Below are 17,720 nucleotides of genomic sequence, written 5' to 3'. Positions count from 1 at the left end.
TTTAGCGCTCAATTTCGCCATCATCGCACGCCGCAAAGGCGCTGAGCGCCGTGTACATATTTTAAAGGGACATATTATGTGGGGCGTACTGGCTGCTTCGTTATTTTTCTTGCCGTTTAATCGGCTGATAGCCTGGGTGATCCTGGCCGCCTCGGCGGGCATGGGGCTTTATCATGGGGTACTGACGCCGCTCAGCCTGAGTTATCTGCTGGCGATCGTAGCGTTGGCCGGGCTGCGTCACCATTTTCGCGCGCAGCGTAATCTGGCGATCGCGTTCGAAGGGTTGGTGGTCGCCGGCTGCATCGCGCTGTTCTTGCATCTGGTGCCGGGCATCCACAACCAGCTGATGATCGACGGCGAGAAAGCCGGCCCGCTCAGCGCGCCGTTCACCATGTATTACAATTTCGACAAGGCGATGGTGCCCTTCCTGCTGTTCGCCTGCTTGCCCACGCTGTTCAGAACCGATAAAGCGGAAAAAAGCGTCGCCTCGGGTTCCTGGATCGCATTGATCATCAGCGTACCGGCGCTGTTGCTGCTGGCCGTGGCGCTGGGCGGCTTAAAAATCGAGTTGCATGCGCCCGCCTGGATGCTGCCATTCGTGATGGCGAACCTGTTCTTCGTCTGCATGGCCGAAGAAGCGCTGTTTCGCGGCTACCTGCAACAGCGCCTCAGCCAATGGCTGGGGGCCTGGCCGGCGCTGATCGTCGCCGCCCTGGTGTTCGGCGCCGCGCATTTGGCCGGTGGCATGCTGATGGTGATCTTCGCGACGCTGGCCGGCGTGATCTACGGCCTGGCATGGATGTGGAGCGGCCGCCTGTGGGTGCCGATTCTGTTCCATTTCGGGCTTAACCTGACCCATCTGCTGTTCTTCACCTACCCGCTGTATCAGCACCCCTGACGGCTGACGCCGGCAGAGAGCCTCTCTCTGCCGGTTGGCCAGGTGAAAACGCTATCACCGGCAGCTCACCGTATGACCTCAATCATGCTGCCCCCTGCTTTTCTCCGCCCGTACAGTGCTTTTCAATGAAGTGTAAACGATTCCATTTTTCGCGTTAGATCACCTTTTTACCGTCGCGAGCGTGCTATCTTTTTGCGCAATGACTTCTCCCTGTTCAGCAACGGGCGTATTAAAACGGTAATTGGAAGCGATTACACCCTTGTCGACGCCAAGAAGGAACCGTATGACGGAATTTAACCCTATCGACCATCCGCACCGCCGCTTTAACCCGCTGAGCGGCCAGTGGGTGCTGGTCTCACCGCACCGCGCCAAGCGCCCCTGGCAGGGCCAGCAGGAGACTGTCCCCACGGAAATGCTGCCGGCGCACGATCCCGACTGTTTCCTGTGCCCGGGCAACGCGCGCGTCACCGGCGATCACAATCCGGAATATCGCGGCACCTATGTCTTTACCAACGATTTCGCCGCACTGATGAGCGATACGCCGCCGGCGCCCGACAGCCACGATCCGCTGATGCGCAGCCAGAGCGCGCGCGGCGTCAGCCGGGTGATCTGCTTCTCTCCCGATCACAGCAAGACTCTGCCCGAACTGACGCTGCCGGCGCTGGAGCAGGTGGTCACCACCTGGCAGGCGCAAACCGAGGAGCTGGGCAAGCACTACCCCTGGGTGCAATTGTTCGAAAACAAAGGCGCGGCGATGGGCTGCTCCAACCCGCACCCGCACGGGCAGGTCTGGGCCAACAGTTTTCTGCCGAACGAGGCCGAGCGCGAAGATCGCCTGCAACACGACTATTTCCGGGAACATGCCTCCCCGCTGCTGCTGGATTATGCGCAGCGCGAGCTGGCCGCAGGCGAACGCATCGTGGTGAACACCGAACACTGGCTGGCGGTGGTGCCCTACTGGGCCGCCTGGCCGTTTGAAACGCTGCTGCTGCCGAAAACGGCGGTGCAGCGCATCACCGATCTCAGCGCGGCGCAGAGCCGCGATCTGGCGCTGGCGCTGAAGAAGCTGACCAGCCGCTACGACAACCTGTTCCAGTGTTCTTTCCCCTATTCGATGGGATGGCACGGCGCGCCGTTCAACGGCGCCGACAACCGACACTGGCAGCTGCACGCCCATTTCTATCCGCCGCTGCTGCGTTCAGCCAGCGTGCGTAAATTTATGGTCGGTTACGAGATGCTGGCGGAAACCCAGCGCGATCTGACCGCCGAACAGGCCGCAGAGCGTTTGCGCGCCGTCAGCGATATTCATTACCGTGAAGCCGGAGCCCAAGCATGAGCCTGAAACCGCTTACCCATTCCCTGTTTACCGAACACTTCGGCTACGCGCCGGCGTTGACCATCCAGGCGCCGGGGCGGGTGAATTTGATCGGCGAGCATACCGATTACAACGACGGCTTCGTGTTGCCCTGCGCCATCGATTACCAAACCGTCATCGCCTGCGCCAAGCGCGACGACCGCCAGATCCGCGTACTGGCCGCCGATTATCAGAATCAGCAGGATCAATTCTCGCTCGACGAGCCGATCGTCAACCACCCCGATCAGCGCTGGTCCGACTATGTGCGCGGCGTGGTGAAACATCTTCAGCGACGCAACCCCGATTTCGGCGGCGCGGATCTGGTGATCGCCGGCAATGTGCCGCAGGGCGCGGGGCTCAGCTCCTCCGCCGCGCTGGAAGTGGCGGTAGGCCAGGCGCTGCAGGCGCTCTATCAGCTGCCGCTGGACGGCGTGGCGCTGGCGCTGAACGGCCAGGAGGCGGAAAACCAGTTCGTCGGCTGCAACTGCGGCATCATGGACCAGCTGATCTCCGCGCTCGGCCGGCGCGACAGCGCTCTGCTGATCGACTGCCGCTCGCTGGAGACCCGTGCGGTGCCGATGCCGGACAGCGTCGCGGTGGTGATCATCAACTCCAATGTGCAGCGCGGGCTGGTGGACAGCGAGTACAACACCCGCCGCAAACAGTGTGAAGAAGCGGCTCGGTTCTTCGGCGTCAAGGCACTGCGTGACGTCAGCCCGGAACAGTTTGAAGCACGTCAACATCAGTTGGATCCGTTGGTGGCCAAACGCGCGCGCCATGTCATCAGCGAGAATGCCCGCACGCTGGCGGCGGCCGATGCGCTGGCGGCCGGCGATCTGCAACGCATGGGCCGGCTGATGGCGGAGTCCCACGCCTCGATGCGTGACGACTTCGAAATCACCGTGGCGCCAATCGATCGGTTGGTCGAGATTGTCAAAGCGACGATCGGCTCGCGCGGTGGCGTGCGCATGACCGGCGGCGGCTTTGGCGGTTGCATCGTCGCGCTGATGCCACAGGATCTCGTGGAGACGGTGCGTGCCGCCGTGGCGCACGAGTATCCGCGGCAAACCGGCGGATTACAGGAAACGTTCTATGTCTGCCAGGCTTCGCAGGGGGCCGGTACATGCTGACGATGAGCACGGCAGCGGCGCCCGATGGGGAGCCTTATCAGCTGACGCAGCTGCAAAACGCCGCCGGCATGACGGTGACGCTGATGGACTGGGGCGCCACCTGGCTGTCCGCCGTCTTGCCGCTCAAATCCGGTGAAAAACGCGAACTGCTGCTCGGCTGCCGCAGCCCGGCAGACTACCCGCGTCAAGGCGCCTATCTGGGCGCCACCGTCGGCCGTTACGCCAACCGCATCGCCAACGCCAGCCTGCCCATCGATGGGACTCCCCATGCGCTGGCCGCCAATCAAGGCCTCCACCAGCTGCACGGCGGCCCCGACGGTTTTCATGCCCGCCGCTGGCGCCGGGTCCAGCAGGATGCGCAACAGGTCTGCTATACGCTGCACTCGGCGGAGGGCGATCAGGGTTTCCCCGGCAATCTCGACGTGCAGGTCTGCTACCGTCTGACCCCGGATAATCGTTTGGAAATCAGCTATCTGGCACAGGTCGATCGCCCCTGCCCGGTCAACCTGACCAACCACGCCTATTTCAATCTGGACGGCGCCGGCACCGACGCCCGCGCCCAGCGGCTGCAGCTGTTCGCCGATCGCTATCTGCCCGTCGACGCCGAGGGCATTCCCTGCGCCGATCTGACGCCGGTGGACGACAGCGGCATGGATTTTCGTCAGCCGAAAACGCTGCTGCAGGATTTCCTGCGCGATCGCGACCAGCAGCGGGTAAAAGGCTACGATCACGCATTCTTGCTGCACCGCACCTGCGGCGCGCTGGAGAGCCCGGCAGCCCATTTGTGGTCCGCCGACGGCCAGGTGCAAATGAGCGTGTTCACCGACGCGCCTGCACTGCAACTCTACAGCGGCAATTTTCTGGCCGGCACGCCGGCGCGCGATGGCGGCAGCTACGCCAACCATGCCGGCGTGGCGCTGGAGAGCGAGTTTTTGCCGGACAGCCCGCACCATCCCGAGTGGCCGCAGCCGGACTGCTGGCTGCAACCGGGGAGTCGCTACCGCAGCGCCACGCATTATCAGTTTTATCCTATCTGACCCGCTACGCCCCTCGCCGTGCGGCCGGGGGCAATTTGTTATAAATGCTTACCTTTTAGCGCTATCCCCCTACCGGCGCCCACCTTCCCTTATTCCAAAGCGCGCACTACACTCAGGCTACCGTGATAAGCACAACGCCTTGTGCAACGTCACCATTTTCGGCCGATGGCGGCCAATCAATAGCTGAAGGAACACCTATGCGTCTGATTACTGCACTTCCATTGCTGGCGGGCTTAATGCTGAGCACCAATCTGATGGCGGCCGACGCGACGACGGCGACGAAAACGCCTTCTCCGGCGCAGGCCGCCCAACAGAAACGCATGACCGATTGCAACCAGCAGGCATCCACCAAATCGCTGAAAGGCGCCGATCGCTCCACCTTCATGAGCACCTGTCTGAAATCCGAAGGCGCCGCTGCAACGGGCAAAACCCTGACGCCGCAGCAGCAGAAGATGAAAAGCTGCAACGCCGACGCCAAGACCAAGGATCTGAAGGGCGACGCGCGTAAAACCTTCATGAGCAACTGCCTGAAAAAATCGGCCTGATTTCCCCCACGCCACGGCGCGCCCGGAGCGATTTCGGCGCGCCGTTTCCCCCTCACAGCGCCAGCCTGAACGATTCAGCTTTTTCCTTTCGCCAGCCCTTACTTTGCGGCAAGAAATTGGCTATGGTTAGACACTATCGATTGCCGAGCCCCGGCCCGCGGCAATATAATGATTTTCGTTATCATTGAAATGTCAGATTATTAAGGAGTTAAGCTATGGCTGTAACTAAGCTGGTTCTGGTGCGTCACGGCGAAAGCCAGTGGAACCAAGAAAACCGCTTCACCGGTTGGTATGATGTTGATCTGTCCGACAAGGGCCGCACCGAAGCGAAAGCAGCAGGCAAGCTGTTGAAAGAAGAAGGTTTCACTTTCGACTTCGCTTACACCTCCGTACTGAAGCGCGCGATCCACACCCTGTGGAACATCCTCGACGAGCTGGATCAGGCCTGGTTGCCAACCGAAAAATCCTGGAAGCTGAACGAACGTCACTACGGTGCGCTGCAGGGTCTGAACAAAGCCGAAACCGCTGAAAAATACGGCGACGAGCAGGTGAAGCAATGGCGTCGCGGCTTCGCGGTGACCCCGCCGGAGCTGACCAAAGAAGACGAACGTTACCCTGGCCACGATCCGCGCTACGCCTCCCTGAGCGAGCAAGAGCTGCCGCTGACCGAGAGCCTGGCGCTGACCATCGATCGCGTTATCCCTTACTGGGACGAAGAGATCCTGCCACGCATCAAGAGCGGCGAACGCGTGATCGTTGCGGCGCACGGCAACTCGCTGCGCGCGCTGGTGAAATACCTGGATAACCTGAGCGAAGACGAAATCCTCGAACTGAACATCCCAACCGGCGTGCCGTTGGTGTATGAGTTCGATGAGAACTTCAAGCCAACCAAACGTTACTACCTGGGTAACGCCGACGAAATCGCTGCAAAAGCGGCCGCCGTGGCGAACCAGGGTAAAGCGAAGTAATTTCGCCCGTTAACGAAAAAGCCCCCGGTTTTCACCGGGGGCTTTTTTATTACTGTCGCGGCTGCTGCGCCATCGCCTCGTTCACCGCGTCCAGCCGTTCCTGCATCGCCGGATGGGTGCTGAGCCAGGCAGGCAGCGCCCAGTCATCGGTCTTTTCTCGTTCAGGCGCCTGCGCCAACGCGCGATAGATCGCCGCCATTTCCGCCAGCGAACGCCCCTGGCGCTGCATTTCCGCTATCGCAAACGCATCGGCCTCACGCTCCATCCCGCGAGAAAACTGCATCTCATTCACGAAGGACGCGGACTGCAGCAACGTGTCGCCGATGCCGCTGACGTCACCCGTCATCCACATCAGCGTCAACGCCACCAGTGACGAACGCACCAGCATGCGCATCGGATGACGATAAGCGTGATGCCCCATTTCGTGCAGCATCACCGCCGCCAAGCCATCGTCGTTTTTCGACAAAGTGACCAGCTCATCGCTGAGCACCAGCGTGCCGTCTGGCAACATAAAGGCGTTCGGCGCACCGGGCGCCGCCATCAACTTCAGCGACAGCGGCGTGCGCTCCTGGCGCATCTCAGGCGGCATCACCTGCCGGAACAGCTGTTGCAACGCCTGCTGCCTCTCGACCGGGAGTGCGGAGGGCGCGAAGCCGCTCTGGTCCAAAAACGTCTGTGTATGCTCGCCCAGCGTCTGTTCCACCGAGGTGGGGATGCGCATGGCGATCTCGCTGCTCGCCCACGGCAGCACCACGTAAACGTAAGCCACTACCGCCAGCAGCGTCATCAGCAGCGCCAGGGCAACGCCGCGTTTATGGCGTTCCAGGCGATGTACCCACCCCGGCGAACGGCGCTGATAGAACCAGCGGCGAAAGGCCGCATCGTCATCCGGCACAAAGCGCGCACCGTCGCTAAAGGTGAGCGTCAGCGGAATATTGCCCAGCGCGGCAGAAACGGTGATGTCCGCCAGCGGGATGTAACGCTGTTCATCCTGCCGCTGCAGCGTCACGCCTTCGCCGCTTTCGTTCACCAGTAAACGGGCCGCCTCACGTGCGGCCCGCCCCGGCAATTGATAAGCGCCTTCAAGGATCATCGGCGCCTCAGAAGCTGCCGCCCAGATCCAGCGCCTGCACCGCTTCTTCGGCCACCGCGCTGTTGGCAGTTTCCTGATGCGCAGTAATGTTCAGCAGCGCCAAATCGCCTTCAACCGCCGTGCAGGCCGCCAGATAACGGGCATGGCGCACTTCCGCCACCGGCGCCGCCAAACCGAGCGAGAACAGGGTAATCAGGGTATTGGTGATCAACAATCCCATGTACGGCATCGTTTTCATTGAGGAATGCAGCTTGATGTCGCCGTTCAGCCTTGCCTGGTTAAACAGGTAGTTGCGTTGGGCGACAACCTGGTAACTGCTGGCCACCAGGGCGCCGATCAGCAGCACCACCATCATCAGCAGCAGGCTGCTGATATTGTCCAGCACCAGCACATCAATGGCTTCATTGGTCAACATGCCCATCAACATCATCTGATAGAGGGTAAGGAAGAACGAACCGATGCACACCAGAGCGACCAACATGAACGGCAGGAATATGAGCAGGCCAACCAAGGCAAATTTGATAAAGGCCGATTTCTTCAGTTCGGCAATAAACGGTGTCTTCCCGAAAAACAGGTTATTAACGTACAAGTCATGCTGCAGTGCGCTAATAATGCCGTTTACCGCCGCAAATGCCGGCACGGCCAAAATCAGCGTCAGCACCAGCATAAAAGCAATGGCGTTGATGCTGCCAAGACCGCTGCCAATGCCGAGCAAGACGATCAGACCGACATACAGCCCGATAATCAGCAATAACGGGCAGAACAGTAAAGCCCAATAGGCGCGCCCGGTGCGGCAGACATAATTAAAACGCACGCCGCGATAGCTCGACATAATCGCATTGTAACGCCAGCTGCGGATAACGATCCACGGCAACAGGGCAAGCAACACCAGCAAAGCCAGCAGCCCCAGCAGAGGCGTTATCGCCAGCAAGATATAAAACACGATGATGCCGCCGATCACCAACAGCCGCCCTTTCAGAATTTGCAGCGGTTGTGCATGATAATCGAAACGATCGCCGTCCAATTCCGTGTTGCCGTAAAAATAGCGACGACGACGCACCGTCGCCCAGGCGGAATAGATGCCCAGGGTCAGAGCCGTCAATAACGCGTTGACTAACCAAATAGCGAAGTACTCACCACCTTTCCCATGGAATTTAATCCGGTGCAGCCCCAGCGGCTGCGAGGTATTACTTGTCATAATTCTTTCGTCCTGAAAGGAATAGGTCATACCACTCCCCGCTTATTCGTCATGCGGAGTTTGTGGAATAAAAAAGCGTCTTATATAAGCACAATGCCGAGAGCGGTGACAATTATTCTTTTATTAAATAGGAATAATGCGAAGACGGTCGCTTAATGATTTAATAAGCCTATTTACTGTAGGCCTTAAATTGACAGGAGATATAAAAATTTAAGATAAATAGAAAAGGGCCCGCTGGCGAGCCCTTCTTTACGCGATTAACCGCGGCGCGCTTTCACCGCCGCCGCCAGATCGCGCAGCACGGTTTCGGTATCCTGCCAGCCGATGCAGCCGTCGGTGACGCTCTTGCCGTAAACCAGCGGTTCGCCGCTTTCGAGGCTCTGGTTGCCTTCCACCAGATGGCTTTCGATCATCACGCCGATAATCGCTTTTTCACCGCCGCCAATTTGCCCGCAAACATCGGCGCTCACGTCCATCTGCTTTTTGAACTGTTTGCTGCTGTTGGCATGGCTGAAGTCGATCATCACCTGCGCCGGCAGCCCGGCTTTGCTCAGACCGGCTTTGACGTCCTTCACGTGCGCCGCGCTGTAGTTCGGCTCTTTGCCGCCGCGCAGGATAATGTGGCAGTCGCCGTTGCCGCTGGTGTTAACAATCGCCGAGTGGCCCCATTTAGTCACCGAGAGGAAGCAGTGCGGCGCGCCGGCGGCGTTGATAGCGTCGATCGCCACCTTGATGGTGCCGTCGGTGCCGTTCTTGAAGCCGACCGGGCAAGAAAGGCCGGAAGCCAGCTCACGGTGCACCTGCGATTCCGTGGTGCGCGCGCCGATGGCGCCCCAGCTCATCAGATCCGCCAGGTACTGCGGCGTGATCATGTCGAGGAATTCGCCGGCGGCCGGCAGGCCGCTGTCGTTGATCTCCACCAGCAGCTTGCGCGCCAGGCGCAGGCCGTCGTTGATGTTGAAGCTGTTGTCCATTTGCGGATCGTTGATCAGGCCTTTCCAGCCCACGGTGGTGCGCGGTTTTTCGAAGTACACGCGCATCACCACTTCCAGCTCGCCGCTCAGTTCTTCACGCAGCGCCAGCAGGCGCCCCGCGTACTCTTTGGCGGCTTGGGTATCATGGATGGAGCAAGGGCCAATCACCACCAGCAGGCGATCGTCGCTGCCGCGGAGGATATTGTGAATTGCGCTGCGGGCCTGGGACACCGTCTTTGCCGCGCGTTCAGTGGCCGGGAATTTCTCCAGCAAAGCCACCGGCGGCAGGAGTTCCTTAATATCATTAATGCGTAAATCGTCGTTTTGGTAATTCATAGCTTTTCCATTCGGTATCGTGGGGTATTTCGCAGTGCGTAACGGTGTAGATCCCAACAATCTAGCCTGTGAGAATGGCGCTGTAAATCACCTTTGCCCCCCACCGCTGGAACCGCCAAATTAACAGCAGATTGTGCTGTTTCATCTGGCGAGCGCAGAGCCTCCTTTTTCGCTATGCTAGCGATCAGAATATAAAGTGACCCGAGTTGAACATGCCCTCTCTGCTATTAGTTGATGACCACCCGGTGGTTCATGTCGCACTGGAAGCGGCGCTAATGAAATCATCCCGTCCCTACCACCTGCAGGCGGCACAGGATGACGTACAGGCGCTGGCCCTGCTGGCCGAGGCCGCTTTTGGCCTGGTGATCCTGGATATCGGCCTGCCGCAGGCCGACGGGCTGCAGCTGTTGAAAAAAATCCGCCGCCGCTATCCGCAACAAAAAATCCTGATCTATACCGCGCAGGAAGCCGATGTCTATGCGCGCATGGCGCATGCCGCCGGCGCCGACGGTTTCGTCAATAAAGGCAGCTCGCTGGCGGAGTTGGTGCAGGCGATCGAGCAGGTGCTGGACGGTGAAACCCGCTTCCCCGCCGCCGCGCTGGCCGAAGAGCCACCGACGGCGGACGGCGGGCAGCTCACCCCCAAGGAGCTCGAGGTGCTGGGCTTGCTGAGCCAGGGGCTGTCCAACCTGCAGATCGCCGACCGGCTGCACATCAGCAACAAGACCGTCAGCACGCACAAAAAAAACATCCAGCGTAAAACCGGCGCCGGCAACCTGCTGGAGCTGGTGGCGGTGTTTAAAGAGCTGGCGCCATGATGCGCCGCGCCCTGCTGCTGCTGATCCTGTGGTGCGGCCTGGCGCAGGCGGCGGAGCCGGTGCGCTATCAGTTGGTCAGCAACCTGAATACCCCCGAGAACATGCTGATCGTCGGCGAGAAAAATCCCTGGCGCGATCGCACGCTGCGCGTCGGCATCATCAGTGAGAACACCAGCCCATACAACATCATCGTGGACGACGATCTGTATGGGCTGAACGCCGACTACCTCGGCTATATTCAGCAGGTGACCGGCATCCGCTTCGCCATTTACGGCTTCGCCGACCTGACGCAGCTGGAGCAGGCGCTGCACGACGGCAAGGTCGATCTGCTGTACGGCATCCCGCAGAGTGAAGCGCTGCACGGGCTGGAGATCTCTCAGCCCTACTACGTCAGCAATCTGCGCGTATTGCGCGATCGCAGCAACGATCGGCCGGTGATGCTCAATTCCGCCAACGCCCGCGTCGCGATCGGCGCGCTGACCGACATGCAGTCCGGCGGCGCCCTGCAGGCGGTGGCATCGCAGATCCAGCGCTACGACAACAACCTGCAGGCGGTCTATTCGCTGCTCAACGGCAGCAGCGACTACTTTATCGCCGACGAGGCCAGCGCCAGCTTTATCATCGACCAGCTGCAGCTCGGCCAGCTCTATCAGATTGAAAGCAACGAGAACCTGGGCAACCTCTCCTTCGTGTTCGCCGCCGCCGATCCGCGCCTGATAGACACGCTGGACACCGCCATCGCCGACGCGCCGATGGAGCTGATGAATGCCCTGCTGAGCCGCTGGAGCAAAAAGATCCCCAGCTACCTCGACACCGGCAATGCCGATCTGACGGCGATGGAGAAAAACTGGGTGGCGAGCCACCGCGTGGTTTACTACGCCGCCATCGAGAACAACTTCCCGTTCGCCTACCGCGGCTCCGACGGCCAGCCGCGTGGCTACGCCATCGACATTCTCAACATCATCGCGCAAAACACCGGACTGCGTTTCGCGCCACTGTGGGCGCGCAACGCCGAGCAGGCCGATGAGCTGGTGCAGTCCGGCCAGGCCAGCTTCCGCGCCGCCCTGCCGCTGGCGCGCGGCGTCAAGGCGCGCTACGGTGCCAGCATGCCGATCCACCGTTCGCTGTGGGGCGTTTACGTCGGCCAATACGCCAACGGCATCTCAACCTGGAGCGATTTGGCCGGTAAGCGCATCGGCGTGCTGCAGGGCGATTTGGCGCGGGGGCTGGTACCGGAACAGGAGCAGACCGTCAGCTTCGCCGACAGCAAGTCGATGTACGACGCGCTGGCCAACGGCCAGTTGGATGCGCTGGTGGATAACGTCATTTCCGCCAACTTTTTGGCGCTGTCGCGCTATTCCGGCGCCATCAAACTGGCCTTCGCCGCCAACAATATCCCCTATCCGGTGGCCTTCGGCGTGCGTCGCGATCAGACGCTGCTACTGGCAATCCTCGATAAGAACCTGATGCAGATCCCGGCGGACACCCTGCAATCGCTGCGCGACGAGTGGATCGTCGATCGCAGCAACCTGATCGATGCGGTGAACGATAACCGCATGCCACCGCAGACTACCTGGCTGCTGGCGCTGCTGGCCGCCGCCACCGTGCTGCTGTTGGCGCTGACGCTGCGCCGTTTCATGCTGCAGCGCCGTGAAAAACGCGAACGCGAAGAGCTCGAGCAGGCGCGCCGCCGCGCCGAAGCGGAAAACCGCATGAAGAGCAAATTCCTCGCCACCGTCAGCCACGAGTTGCGCACGCCGATGCACGCCATCCTCGGCCTGCTGGAACTGGAGCTCAAACGCCAACCCGCGCAGGAAGGCCTGCCGGTGATATACAGCTCGGCCTCTTCGCTGCTCAACCTGCTCAACGACCTGCAGGATCACGCTCGGCTGGAAACCGGTTCGCTGACGCTGGCGCCGAAACCGGTGGCGCTGCGCCCCTGGGTCGCGCGCATCGACGCCCTCTACCGGCCGCTGATCGGCGAACGGCCGTTGACGCTGAGCGTAGTGGCGGATCCGGCGCTGCCGGAGGCGGTGATTATTGATGGTGAGCGTTTACTTCAGGTGGCTAATAACTTGATAAACAACGCGATAAAGTTCACGCCACGCGGCGCTATTCAGGTCGAGGTCGGCTGGCGCGCGCAGGATGAGCGGCAGGGGGAATTGCATCTGACGGTAAACGACAGCGGCTGCGGCATCGCCGCCGATGAAATAGGCAAGTTGTTCCAACCGTTTTACCGTGCACGCGGCGCGCAACGCATCTCGGTGCAGGGCACCGGTTTGGGGCTGTCGATCTGCAAAGAAATCGTCGAACAGATGGGCGGCCGTATCGAACTGCACTCGCAGCCGGGCGTCGGTACCCGTGTCAAGGTCGCGATACCGGTCGAGCTGAGCGGCGCGCTGCCGGCTGTCGCCCCGGCAGAGCGCACTTTTGATCTGCCGTCTTCCGCCTTACGTACCGCGCTGATCGACGATCATCCCACCAATCTGTTGCTGATGGAACGCCAGCTGCGCCACTTCGGATTACAGCCGGCCCGCTTCGAACAAGGCTATGCGCTGCTGAAGGCCCAGCGCCGACAGCCGTTCGATCTGCTGTTTATCGACTATAACATGCCGCGCCCGGACGGCCTGACGCTGGCCAGACTGATCCGACGCGACGAACAGCGGCTGCAGCGCCCGCCTTGCCGCATCGTGCTCTGCTCGGCAGACGTGCAGGAGTTTACCCGCATCCCGCCGGGGCTGGTGGCGATCGACCACTTCCTGACCAAACCGATTTCACTGGCGGCGATCGGCCAGGTATTGGCTCAACAGCCGCAGGCTCAGGAAGAAAAGTCAGTCCTTACTGACCTGCGGCAAACGCTGGCCGAAATGGCGGGTGGCGATCGCGCCATGCTGCAGCGGCTGGCGCAGACACTCGGCAATACGCTGCGGCAAGACCGGCAGCGGCTCGCGGACGCCGTCGACGCGCACGACTGGCCGCGCCTGGAGCAGGCGGCGCACCGCATCAAGGGCAGCCTGCTGATGCTGCAGCTGCCGGAAGCCGCGCAGCTGTGCCAGCAGCTGGTGGATACCGCACGTCGGGGCGAGCTTGCCGCCGCCGCTTATACTAAATTAAAGGCGTTAGTGGCGCAGATAGAACCGGAGCTGGACGCTCTGCTCGCCGCCGCCCCCTCTTTCGCTATGCATAAGGATGAATAATGTCGGACACTCCACACGTACACCTGCCGAAAGACAGTAATAGTAAACGCCTACTGACCGCTTTTTTAGTCACCGCGGTCTTTATGGTGGCCGAGGTGGTCGGCGGCCTGTTGTCCGGCTCGCTGGCGCTGTTAGCCGATGCCGGGCACATGCTGACCGATGCCGCCGCGCTGTTGGTGGCGCTGATGGCGGTGCACTTTTCCCAGCGCAAGCCCAACGCGCGCCACACCTTCGGCTATCTGCGCCTGACCACCCTGGCGGCCTTCCTCAACGCCGCGGCGCTGCTGGTGATCGTGGTATTCATCCTGTGGGAGGCGATACGGCGTTTCTTCGAACCACAGCCGGTGATGGGTACTCCGATGCTGATCATCGCCATAGCGGGGCTGCTGGCGAACCTGTTCGCCTTCTGGCTGCTGCATCGCGGCAGCGAAGAGAAAAATATCAACGTGAGGGCGGCCGCGCTGCATGTGTTGGGCGACCTGCTCGGCTCGGTGGGCGCCATCGTCGCCGCCATCGTCATTCTCGCCACCGGCTGGACGCCGATTGACCCGATCCTGTCGGTGCTGGTCTCCTGCCTGGTACTGCGCAGCGCCTGGCGGCTGCTGAAGGAGAGCTTCCACGAGCTGCTGGAAGGCACGCCGCAGGAGGTCGACATCGCCAAGCTGCAAAAAGACCTGTGCCTGAATATCCCGGAAGTGCGCAACATCCACCACGTACACGTCTGGCAGATTGGCGACCAGAAGCTGATGACGCTGCATGCGCAGGTGATCCCGCCGCATGACCACGATGGGCTGTTGCAACGCATTCAGGCTTATCTGTTGGAACACTACAAAATTGGCCACGTGACCATTCAGATGGAATACCAGCACTGCGAGACGCCGGACTGCGGTATCAACCGGGCGCCGGAGCCGAGTGAACACTCACATGCCGAAGCGCATTCCCATCTGGGACATCGCCACTAAGCCAAGAGGGCGCCACCACGGCGCCCTCTGCGTTGTTACGGTGCGGAAGAGAGCGGATTGGAACGGTTGCGCCCAGCGCTCTTGATCCACAGCCAGGAGCCGTTCAGGGCGATCAGCGTCAGAATGACGTACTCCAGCGCCATCGCGTACACCCCTTGGTAGGCGAAGATCGCCACGCTGATGACATCAATAACCACCCACAGCAGCCAGTTTTCCACGTATTTGCGCGTCATCAGGATCATCGCCACGATGGAGAGCACCATCATCGCCGAATCCCAAAACGGGAACGCGTCCGGCTGCAGCGTCGGCATCTGCACGTTCAGCCCCAGCCCTTGCATCACCGCCACCGCAACCTGCGTCAGCCAGGCGAACACGCGGTCGATGTTAAAGGTCATCAGGCCGATGCCGATGACGCAGACCGCCGCCCAGGCCAACGCTTTCGGCAGCGGCAGCCAGCGGATCTGCAGCTCGGCCTGATTATCCTGGGTCTGGCGGCTCCAGGCATACCAACCGTAAATATTGGCGCCGAAGAAAAACAGCTGCAGCAGCAGGCTGGCGTACAGCTGGATCTGGAAGAAAATCACCGCGAACAGCGTGACGTTGATCAGGCCGAACAGGTAGTTGATGATTTTTTCCTTGCTGGCGTACCAGATGCACAGCAACCCGAACAATGTGCCGATAGCTTCGATCCACGACAGATCGTAACCGCCTGCACCAAGCGGAATGTGCACCAGAATATTGCTGGTACTGAAGAAGCTCATGAGGTCATCCTTTTAAACGGTTAAGCGTTGCCTTTAACCTGCATCTTAAGCTGAGCGGCGAAATCCAGCATGCGGTTCAGCGGCACCAGCGCCTTCTCACGCAGCGCGGCGTCCACGTGGATCTCATGCTGCGCGCCCCCCTGCTCCAGCCCTTCGGCAATTGCCTTCAGGCCATTCATCGCCATCCACGGGCAATGCGCGCAGCTGCGGCAGGTCGCGCCTTCTCCGGCGGTCGGTGCTTCGAATAACTCTTTGTCCGGGCAGGCCTGCTGCATCTTGTAAAAGATACCGCGATCGGTGGCGACAATCAGCTGTTGATGCGGCAATGTTTTCGCCGCCTGGATCAGTTGGCTGGTAGAACCCACCGCATCCGCCAGCTCGACCACCGCCTGAGGCGATTCGGGATGCACCAGGATCGCCGCCTGCGGATAAAGCGCCTTCATGCGCCGCAGCGCCTGGGTCTTGAACTCGTCATGCACAATGCAGGCGCCTTGCCAGCACAGCACGTCGGCGCCGGTCTGCTTCTGCACGTAGCTGCCGAGATGGCGATCCGGCGCCCAGATGATCTTCTCGCCCAGGCTATCCAGATGCTCGATCAATTCGACGGCGATGCTGGAGGTCACCACCCAGTCAGCGCGCGCTTTGACCGCCGCCGAAGTGTTCGCATAGACCACCACGGTGCGATCGGGATGGCTGTCGCAAAACGCATGAAACTCCTCTTCCGGGCAGCCCAGATCCAGCGAACATTCGGCAAACAGCGTCGGCATCAGCACCTGCTTTTCCGGGCTGAGGATTTTGGCGGTTTCCCCCATGAAACGCACGCCGGCCACCAACAGCGTGGAAGCCGGATGGGCGCTGCCGAAGCGCGCCATTTCCAGCGAATCCGCCACGCAGCCGCCGGTTTCTTCCGCCAGCGCCTGGATTTCCGGATCGGTATAATAGTGGGCGACCATCACCGCATTGCGCTGCTTGAGCAGGGTTTTGATCTTCTCGCGATAAAAGGCTTTTTCGGCTACGTCCAGCGGTACCGGTTTAGGCGGGAAGGGATACACCGCCGCATTGACATCAAACATTTCACTCATCGCTGCAATCTCATGCTAGGCTGGGCGCCTGCCGCGTGAATATCGCCTGCCGCAACGCCCTTCGTTTTATATACTAAACAAAATACCTAAAACTGCGCGAAAAGTCCGCTGATATTTTCATATTTGCGCACCTATTGTTTAATGAATTAAAAAAACAGGCGTTACCGCGCAGTTCACAGCGGATTAACAGCCTGGCGAGAACGTATAGCCGTTCAGAAAAGAGCAGGATGACGATCGGTGTGGTGTTGAAACGAGAAAGCAGCGGATTTAGATTGCGATGACGCAGATGCGAAAAAAGCGCCAAAAGGCGCTTTTTTCTGAATTGGTGGGTCGTGCAGGATTGATTCGGCCTGTGGCCTCACCCTACGGGCAACGCTGCGCGTTGTCGTATCGCTGCGCGATGCTCGAACCTGAACGCAGGATCTCACCCGCACGACTCAGTGGGCTATGTCAGCAAGAAGATAAAGGTAGAGTCAGGTGGGCGCAGATGCGAAAAAAGCGCCAAAAGGCGCTTTTTTCTGAATTGGTGGGTCGTGCAGGATTCGAACCTGCGACCAATTGATTAAAAGTCAACTGCTCTACCAACTGAGCTAACGACCCGCAGTGTGGTGGGTGATGACGGGCTCGAACCGCCGACCCCCTCCGTGTAAAGGAGATGCTCTACCAACTGAGCTAATCACCCACTGCTGTGGTACTGCTATTTTCACTCTCAAAGAGTGGTGGGTCGTGCAGGATAACTCGGCCTTGGGCCTCGCCCTTCGGGCCATCACCGGAGTGATGTTGTCTCGCTTCGCGAGACTCGAACCTTTACGGCTATCCGTCTATTTCATAGACGGCCCCTTCGGGCCAGCGCAAGCGCTGTTCAAAAGCGTAAACGCTTTTGTCTCATCCTGACGATTTAACACCTTGCTCTATTAAAGAGTGGTGGGTCGTGCAGGATTCGAACCTGCGACCAATTGATTAAAAGTCAACTGCTCTACCAACTGAGCTAACGACCCACTGATGTGGTTTACTGCTGATGGCGAATAGGTTATTGGAACCGACTCGCGGAAAACAAGGATGGGGATGTTCAGGACAACTCGACGGGTACTCGACTCGGACCTTTACTTTGCCACATCAAAACGATTCTGAAGCTGCCATTCTTAAAGAATGGTGGGTCGTGCAGGATAACTCGGCCTTTGGCCTCGCCCTTGCGGGCCATCACCGGAGTGATGTTGTCTCGCTGCGCGAGACTCGAACCTTTACGGTTCTCATCCTTTACGATTCTCTATCGCAGCCATTCTCGAAGAATGGTGGGTCGTGCAGGATTCGAACCTGCGACCAATTGATTAAAAGTCAACTGCTCTACCAACTGAGCTAACGACCCA

The 17,720-nt window shown here is 60.0% G+C and carries 14 protein-coding genes, 4 tRNA genes and 3 other RNA genes; 9 read left to right on the top strand and 12 right to left on the bottom strand.

The window, feature by feature from the left end:
• Positions 1–76: 76 nt before the first annotated feature.
• The 6 genes from FOT55_RS00105 to gpmA all read left to right on the top strand — a co-directional run bounded on the left by FOT55_RS00105 (position 77) and on the right by gpmA (position 5,932).
• Positions 77–898 carry a CPBP family intramembrane glutamic endopeptidase gene (locus FOT55_RS00105; RefSeq protein WP_141970343.1) on the top strand — a complete coding sequence of 274 codons (822 nt, stop codon included), beginning with the start codon at positions 77–79 and terminating at the stop codon, positions 896–898.
• 283 nt (positions 899–1,181) lie between these two features.
• Positions 1,182–2,234: a galactose-1-phosphate uridylyltransferase gene (gene galT, locus FOT55_RS00100; RefSeq protein WP_147822909.1), complete on the top strand. Its 1,053-nt coding sequence runs from the start codon at positions 1,182–1,184 to the stop codon at positions 2,232–2,234.
• The gene (gene galK / locus FOT55_RS00095) at positions 2,231–3,382 is read left to right on the top strand and encodes a galactokinase (RefSeq protein WP_025301898.1); all 1,152 of its coding nucleotides are present in this window, start codon (positions 2,231–2,233) and stop codon (positions 3,380–3,382) included. Before galT ends, galK begins: the two co-directional genes overlap by 4 nt.
• Positions 3,376–4,419 (top strand): galactose-1-epimerase, encoded by a 1,044-nt coding sequence (gene galM / locus FOT55_RS00090; RefSeq protein WP_147822908.1) that lies wholly within the window; start codon positions 3,376–3,378, stop codon positions 4,417–4,419. Before galK ends, galM begins: the two co-directional genes overlap by 7 nt.
• Positions 4,420–4,616: 197 nt before the next feature.
• Positions 4,617–4,964, top strand: a complete 348-nt coding sequence (locus FOT55_RS00085; protein ID WP_033642211.1) for a PsiF family protein — start codon at positions 4,617–4,619, stop codon at positions 4,962–4,964.
• A gap of 215 nt (positions 4,965–5,179) precedes the next feature.
• On the top strand, positions 5,180–5,932 hold the full coding sequence (gene gpmA, locus FOT55_RS00080; RefSeq protein WP_016928714.1) for a 2,3-diphosphoglycerate-dependent phosphoglycerate mutase: 753 nt from the start codon (positions 5,180–5,182) through the stop codon (positions 5,930–5,932).
• 49 nt (positions 5,933–5,981) lie between these two features.
• On the opposite strand, the gene FOT55_RS00075 is transcribed toward gpmA, so the two are convergent.
• The 3 genes from FOT55_RS00075 to aroG all read right to left on the bottom strand — a co-directional run bounded on the left by FOT55_RS00075 (position 5,982) and on the right by aroG (position 9,533).
• Positions 5,982–7,025 (bottom strand): M48 family metallopeptidase, encoded by a 1,044-nt coding sequence (locus FOT55_RS00075; protein ID WP_049295178.1) that lies wholly within the window; start codon positions 7,023–7,025, stop codon positions 5,982–5,984.
• A 7-nt stretch (positions 7,026–7,032) separates the two neighbouring features.
• Entirely contained in the window at positions 7,033–8,223 is a 1,191-nt protein-coding gene (locus tag FOT55_RS00070) for a YjgN family protein (protein ID WP_147822907.1), read from the bottom strand.
• 257 nt (positions 8,224–8,480) lie between these two features.
• On the bottom strand, positions 8,481–9,533 hold the full coding sequence (gene aroG / locus FOT55_RS00065; RefSeq protein ID WP_025301893.1) for a 3-deoxy-7-phosphoheptulonate synthase AroG: 1,053 nt from the start codon (positions 9,531–9,533) through the stop codon (positions 8,481–8,483).
• A gap of 212 nt (positions 9,534–9,745) precedes the next feature.
• On the opposite strand from aroG, the gene FOT55_RS00060 reads away from it, so the two are divergent.
• The 3 genes from FOT55_RS00060 to zitB are packed head-to-tail and all read left to right on the top strand — an operon-like array spanning position 9,746 to position 14,510.
• Positions 9,746–10,351: a response regulator transcription factor gene (locus FOT55_RS00060; RefSeq protein ID WP_089180635.1), complete on the top strand. Its 606-nt coding sequence runs from the start codon at positions 9,746–9,748 to the stop codon at positions 10,349–10,351.
• Positions 10,348–13,548 carry an ATP-binding protein gene (locus FOT55_RS00055; protein WP_147822906.1) on the top strand — a complete coding sequence of 1,067 codons (3,201 nt, stop codon included), beginning with the start codon at positions 10,348–10,350 and terminating at the stop codon, positions 13,546–13,548. Before FOT55_RS00060 ends, FOT55_RS00055 begins: the two co-directional genes overlap by 4 nt.
• A complete protein-coding gene (gene zitB / locus FOT55_RS00050) occupies positions 13,548–14,510 on the top strand; it encodes a CDF family zinc transporter ZitB (RefSeq protein WP_025301890.1) in 963 nt (320 codons plus the stop codon). The genes FOT55_RS00055 and zitB overlap by 1 nt, the downstream gene beginning before the upstream one ends.
• Positions 14,511–14,545: 35 nt before the next feature.
• Here the strand turns inward: zitB and pnuC are convergent, their stop codons facing one another.
• The 9 genes from pnuC to FOT55_RS00005 all read right to left on the bottom strand — a co-directional run bounded on the left by pnuC (position 14,546) and on the right by FOT55_RS00005 (position 17,719).
• Complete coding sequence (pnuC, locus tag FOT55_RS00045) at positions 14,546–15,271, bottom strand: nicotinamide riboside transporter PnuC (RefSeq protein ID WP_025301889.1); 726 nt, start codon at positions 15,269–15,271, stop codon at positions 14,546–14,548.
• A 20-nt stretch (positions 15,272–15,291) separates the two neighbouring features.
• Positions 15,292–16,353, bottom strand: a complete 1,062-nt coding sequence (gene nadA / locus FOT55_RS00040; RefSeq protein ID WP_015376982.1) for a quinolinate synthase NadA — start codon at positions 16,351–16,353, stop codon at positions 15,292–15,294.
• A gap of 323 nt (positions 16,354–16,676) precedes the next feature.
• Positions 16,677–16,801, bottom strand: a non-coding RNA gene (locus FOT55_RS00035) — RtT sRNA.
• Between the two features lie 76 nt (positions 16,802–16,877).
• Positions 16,878–16,953: transfer RNA gene (locus FOT55_RS00030), tRNA-Lys, on the bottom strand.
• A gap of 6 nt (positions 16,954–16,959) precedes the next feature.
• Positions 16,960–17,035 (bottom strand) — tRNA-Val (locus FOT55_RS00025).
• A gap of 35 nt (positions 17,036–17,070) precedes the next feature.
• Positions 17,071–17,206: non-coding RNA, RtT sRNA (locus FOT55_RS00020), on the bottom strand.
• Positions 17,207–17,275: 69 nt separating this feature from the next.
• Positions 17,276–17,351: transfer RNA gene (locus FOT55_RS00015), tRNA-Lys, on the bottom strand.
• Between the two features lie 152 nt (positions 17,352–17,503).
• Positions 17,504–17,628, bottom strand: a non-coding RNA gene (locus FOT55_RS00010) — RtT sRNA.
• Positions 17,629–17,643: 15 nt separating this feature from the next.
• Positions 17,644–17,719 (bottom strand) — tRNA-Lys (locus FOT55_RS00005).
• Position 17,720 lies beyond the last annotated feature (1 nt).

Origin of the sequence: Serratia bockelmannii (assembly GCF_008011855.1) — a bacterium.
GTDB classification, from domain to species: domain Bacteria; phylum Pseudomonadota; class Gammaproteobacteria; order Enterobacterales; family Enterobacteriaceae; genus Serratia; species Serratia bockelmannii.
The sequence above is the reverse complement of the archived record's forward strand: the minus strand, read 5'-3'. Positions and strand labels throughout refer to the sequence as shown.

Excerpts from the sequence above, each read along its gene's own strand:
- FOT55_RS00105 (WP_141970343.1), top strand. The coding sequence starts at position 77 with ATGTGGGGCGTACTGGCTGCTTCGTTATTTTTCTTGCCGTTTAATCGG.
- galT (WP_147822909.1), top strand. The coding sequence starts at position 1,182 with ATGACGGAATTTAACCCTATCGACCATCCGCACCGCCGCTTTAACCCG.
- galK (WP_025301898.1), top strand. The coding sequence starts at position 2,231 with ATGAGCCTGAAACCGCTTACCCATTCCCTGTTTACCGAACACTTCGGC.
- galM (WP_147822908.1), top strand. The coding sequence starts at position 3,376 with ATGCTGACGATGAGCACGGCAGCGGCGCCCGATGGGGAGCCTTATCAG.
- FOT55_RS00085 (WP_033642211.1), top strand. The coding sequence starts at position 4,617 with ATGCGTCTGATTACTGCACTTCCATTGCTGGCGGGCTTAATGCTGAGC.
- gpmA (WP_016928714.1), top strand. The coding sequence starts at position 5,180 with ATGGCTGTAACTAAGCTGGTTCTGGTGCGTCACGGCGAAAGCCAGTGG.
- FOT55_RS00075 (WP_049295178.1), bottom strand. The coding sequence starts at position 7,025 with ATGATCCTTGAAGGCGCTTATCAATTGCCGGGGCGGGCCGCACGTGAG.
- FOT55_RS00070 (WP_147822907.1), bottom strand. The coding sequence starts at position 8,223 with ATGACAAGTAATACCTCGCAGCCGCTGGGGCTGCACCGGATTAAATTC.
- aroG (WP_025301893.1), bottom strand. The coding sequence starts at position 9,533 with ATGAATTACCAAAACGACGATTTACGCATTAATGATATTAAGGAACTC.
- FOT55_RS00060 (WP_089180635.1), top strand. The coding sequence starts at position 9,746 with ATGCCCTCTCTGCTATTAGTTGATGACCACCCGGTGGTTCATGTCGCA.
- FOT55_RS00055 (WP_147822906.1), top strand. The coding sequence starts at position 10,348 with ATGATGCGCCGCGCCCTGCTGCTGCTGATCCTGTGGTGCGGCCTGGCG.
- zitB (WP_025301890.1), top strand. The coding sequence starts at position 13,548 with ATGTCGGACACTCCACACGTACACCTGCCGAAAGACAGTAATAGTAAA.
- pnuC (WP_025301889.1), bottom strand. The coding sequence starts at position 15,271 with ATGAGCTTCTTCAGTACCAGCAATATTCTGGTGCACATTCCGCTTGGT.
- nadA (WP_015376982.1), bottom strand. The coding sequence starts at position 16,353 with ATGAGTGAAATGTTTGATGTCAATGCGGCGGTGTATCCCTTCCCGCCT.